The following is a 3,350-nucleotide window of genomic DNA, read 5'->3' on the forward strand; positions in this document are numbered from 1 at the left end:
CAATAAATAAAAGCGATACCCTATATGACCGCTAAAAAATCACTTTTACATATATGAAAAATTTAATTATAGCCAGTACTTCTACGTTACATGGAGGCGGGTACCTAGAGTACATTTTACCTGAGTTAAAAATCCACTTTGCCAGCTGTAAGACGGTATTATTTATTCCTTTTGCACGCCCAAGCGGGATTTCGCATAAAGATTATACTTTAAAAGTCAAAGAAGCTTTTGCAAAAATTAATATTAATATTCAAGGATTGAACGAATTTGAAGATATGAAAAAAGCCGTTCGCGAAGCAGAAGGTATTTTTACAGGTGGTGGAAATACATTTTTACTCGTCTCCCAATTGTACAAATTCGAAGTTATGAATGTCTTGGCTGAAACGTTGCAAAAAGGAACACCCTACTTAGGCACAAGTGCCGGAAGTAACATTACCGGTCTTTCGATGCAGACGACAAACGACATGCCGATTGTTTATCCTCCCAGTTTTCAAACGTTGGGATTATTGCCTTTTAATTTAAATCCGCATTATCTAGATCCCGACCATCAATCGAAACACATGGGTGAGACACGCGAAACACGAATTAAAGAATACCATGCATTTAATACTGTTCCTGTTTTGGGTTTACGAGAAGGGAGTTGGCTTGATGTAAAAGGCGGTACAATTATTTTGAAAGGTAGTTTGAATGCTCGAATTTTCAGACAGAATCAAAGCCCACAAGAGGTGCCTTCAGGTATTGATTTGAGTACTTTAGGAGGTATTTTATAAAAAACATTCACTAGGATGCGGACTTTTACTGGTTTTGGAAAAATAAAAAGTATCATAACCTAATAAGTAGGGAGAAAGATATAATGTTTTGCTAATTGTAATGCGTTTTTGCAACAAATCAAAAAGATTGGTCCTGCCCCGAATTGCGTGAGTTTTTTAACAATAATCAAACTTTTATAAAATAAATGTTTGTATCCAAGAATGTTGATAATTTTCAATTGCCCTCAGCTTTGACTGGAGAAATATAAACTCAATGAAGAATTGGCTTTAGCCAAAAGGGATGCTATTTTGACTAAAGCCAAAAAAAATGAACAAATTTTATTCCTTTAGCTAAAGCTAAAGGCAATTAACACTTTGAAGATAAAACAGTCTGAAAAAGAAATAAATTGTTAAAACAAAATTAATTTTAAAAACTAAAACCCACATAAATAAGGGTAGAACCTTTAGAACTCAGTTTAGAGATGTTAGAAATACAGTATTTTTCCTTTTAGCACTAACATGTATGTATGCTTAATTTTTATCGCTCCACAGGTTTTGGCATTGAACCATGGTCATCTTTTGATAAAAAAATTTCAGAATAAACAATATCCCAATCATTCTCGCTTCTAGTAAAACCTTTGCTTTTTTGATTATGTCTTTCCAATCGCTCTTCTAAGTTTGAAGTGTAGCCGCTGTACTATTTGTTTTTGGAAAGACTAAATACTATGTAAACAAGATATTGCATACATTAAAAATATGTGGGTCATATTGGATTCGAACCAATGACTTCCACGTTGTCGACGTGACACTCTGAACCAACTGAGTTAATGACCCTTTTTTAAATAAAAAAACTCCCTAATTTCTTAGGGAGTTTTTGTGGGCGATGAGGGGTTCGAACCCCCGACCCCCTCGGTGTAAACGAGGTGCTCTGAACCAGCTGAGCTAATCGCCCTAATTAGCAATTTGGTTTCCCTTATTGCGTGAGCAAATATAAGCCTCTTTTCGGTATTTGCAAACAAATAATTATAAAAATTACAAAATTTCTGCTACTACAAATGTGCTTCCGCCTACATAAATAACATCCGTAATGGAAGCTACTTTTAAAGCTTCTTGATAAGCTTCTGAAATTGAATTATATACTTTGCCAATCATCCCGAATTCATAAGCTTTTTCTCGTAAAGTCTCCGCATTTAGACCTCGTGGAATATTGGGTTTTGAAAAATAAAAATTTGCATTTTCGGGAAATAATGGAAGAATTTCCGTCAAATCTTTGTCATTTACAACACCTAAAACAAAATGCAATTTTGAAAAAGGTTCTTTTTGGAGTTGATTTAATGTTATTTTCAACCCATCTTTATTATGAGCTGTATCACAAATAACTTTAGGATTGTACTGCAAAATTTGCCAACGCCCTTTTAGATGTGTATTTGTGACAACATCTAAGAAACCATTTTTACAATTTTCTTCTGATATTTCAAAATCGCTCACTTCTTGGAGGATTTTTATCGTTTGCAAAACTGTTTTTTTATTATGAACTTGGTAATCGCCAATTAAAGCACTCGGAAAAGTTTCCAGAATTAAATCTGAAGCAAAATAAATCACAGCATTTTCTGCTTTGGCTTTTGCCAAAAAAACGTTCCGGGTTTCCGGGCTATATTCACCAATAACCACAGGAACATTATTTTTAATAATTCCCGCTTTCTCTGCTGCAATTAATTCGGTAGTATTGCCTAGAAATTGGGTGTGATCTAAACCAATGTTCGTAATTACTGAAACTAGAGGTGTAATAATATTAGTAGAATCTAACCTTCCGCCCATTCCTACTTCAATGATGGCAATATCCACATTATCGTTTACAAAATAGTCAAAGGCCAAACCGACTGTCATTTCGAAGAAACTCAATTGATTTTGTTCAAAAAAAGATTTGTGTTTGTTGATGAATTCACAAACAAATTCTTCCGAAATATCTTGTCCGTTAATCTTAATTCGTTCCCTAAAATCTTTGAGATGAGGCGAAGTGTATAATCCAGTTTTGTAGCCCGCTTCTTGTAAAACCGAAGCCAAAAGATGTGACGTAGAACCTTTTCCATTGGTTCCTGCAACATGAATGCATTTGATTTTTTTTTCTGGATTTCCGAGATGTTCGGAGAGAATTATAGTATTGGTTAAATCTTTTTTATAAGCAGATGCACCTTGATTTTGGTACATTGGAAGTTGATTGAACATCCAGTCAATGGTTTCTTGATAGTCCATTTTTGTAGTTTACTCTCCCAATTTAAAATTAACCACAATAAAACCAACTTGTTTTTCTGGAGCGTTTGGATCAGGTTGCCATTTGTATTTTTTGGCAGTTGCAATAGCTGGATTGACTAAACACGGATTGGTATTGGTAGTTCCTTTGGTATAACGCGCGTCGATAACATTACCACTTCGGTTTACGGTAATTTGAACGACAACTGTTCCGGATTCGTTACAGTTTTGTACTTCTTTACCGCTGTTGCTTAATCTTCTACCGTTAAGCCCCCAGCCTCTTCCGCCTCCTGTACCGGAACCAAAATAAGAACTAGCATACGGATCTCCGTCAAGACTTCCTTTGTCGCC

Annotated in this window: 3 protein-coding genes, 2 tRNA genes and 1 pseudogene; 1 reads left to right on the forward strand and 5 read right to left on the reverse strand. The window is 35.1% G+C overall.

The genetic code is table 11. The features are described from left to right. Positions 1–53: 53 nt before the first annotated feature. Positions 54–770, forward strand: coding sequence for a dipeptidase PepE (pepE, locus tag ACIQ2X_RS14785; RefSeq protein WP_396179725.1), 717 nt, complete (start codon positions 54–56; stop codon positions 768–770). Between the two features lie 517 nt (positions 771–1,287). Here the strand turns inward: pepE and ACIQ2X_RS14790 are convergent. The 5 genes and pseudogenes from ACIQ2X_RS14790 to ACIQ2X_RS14810 form a co-directional block, all read right to left on the reverse strand. Continuing rightward, positions 1,288–1,434, reverse strand: a pseudogene (locus ACIQ2X_RS14790) (GIY-YIG nuclease family protein); the annotation flags it as partial. A gap of 74 nt (positions 1,435–1,508) precedes the next feature. Then, positions 1,509–1,583: transfer RNA gene (locus ACIQ2X_RS14795), tRNA-Val, on the reverse strand. A 43-nt stretch (positions 1,584–1,626) separates the two neighbouring features. Next, positions 1,627–1,701 (reverse strand) — tRNA-Val (locus ACIQ2X_RS14800). 80 nt (positions 1,702–1,781) lie between these two features. Further along, positions 1,782–3,002 carry a bifunctional folylpolyglutamate synthase/dihydrofolate synthase gene (locus tag ACIQ2X_RS14805; protein WP_396179726.1) on the reverse strand — a complete coding sequence of 407 codons (1,221 nt, stop codon included), beginning with the start codon at positions 3,000–3,002 and terminating at the stop codon, positions 1,782–1,784. A gap of 9 nt (positions 3,003–3,011) precedes the next feature. Beyond that, a partial coding sequence (locus tag ACIQ2X_RS14810) for an energy transducer TonB (protein ID WP_396179727.1) occupies positions 3,012–3,350 on the reverse strand: 339 nt, incomplete at its 5' end.

Source organism: Flavobacterium sp. (assembly GCF_044368625.1).
Classification (GTDB): domain Bacteria; phylum Bacteroidota; class Bacteroidia; order Flavobacteriales; family Flavobacteriaceae; genus Flavobacterium.

Coding starts and splice junctions, on each gene's coding strand:
- pepE (WP_396179725.1), top strand. CDS start 54: ATGAAAAATTTAATTATAGCCAGTACTTCTACGTTACATGGAGGCGGG.
- ACIQ2X_RS14805 (WP_396179726.1), bottom strand. CDS start 3,002: ATGGACTATCAAGAAACCATTGACTGGATGTTCAATCAACTTCCAATG.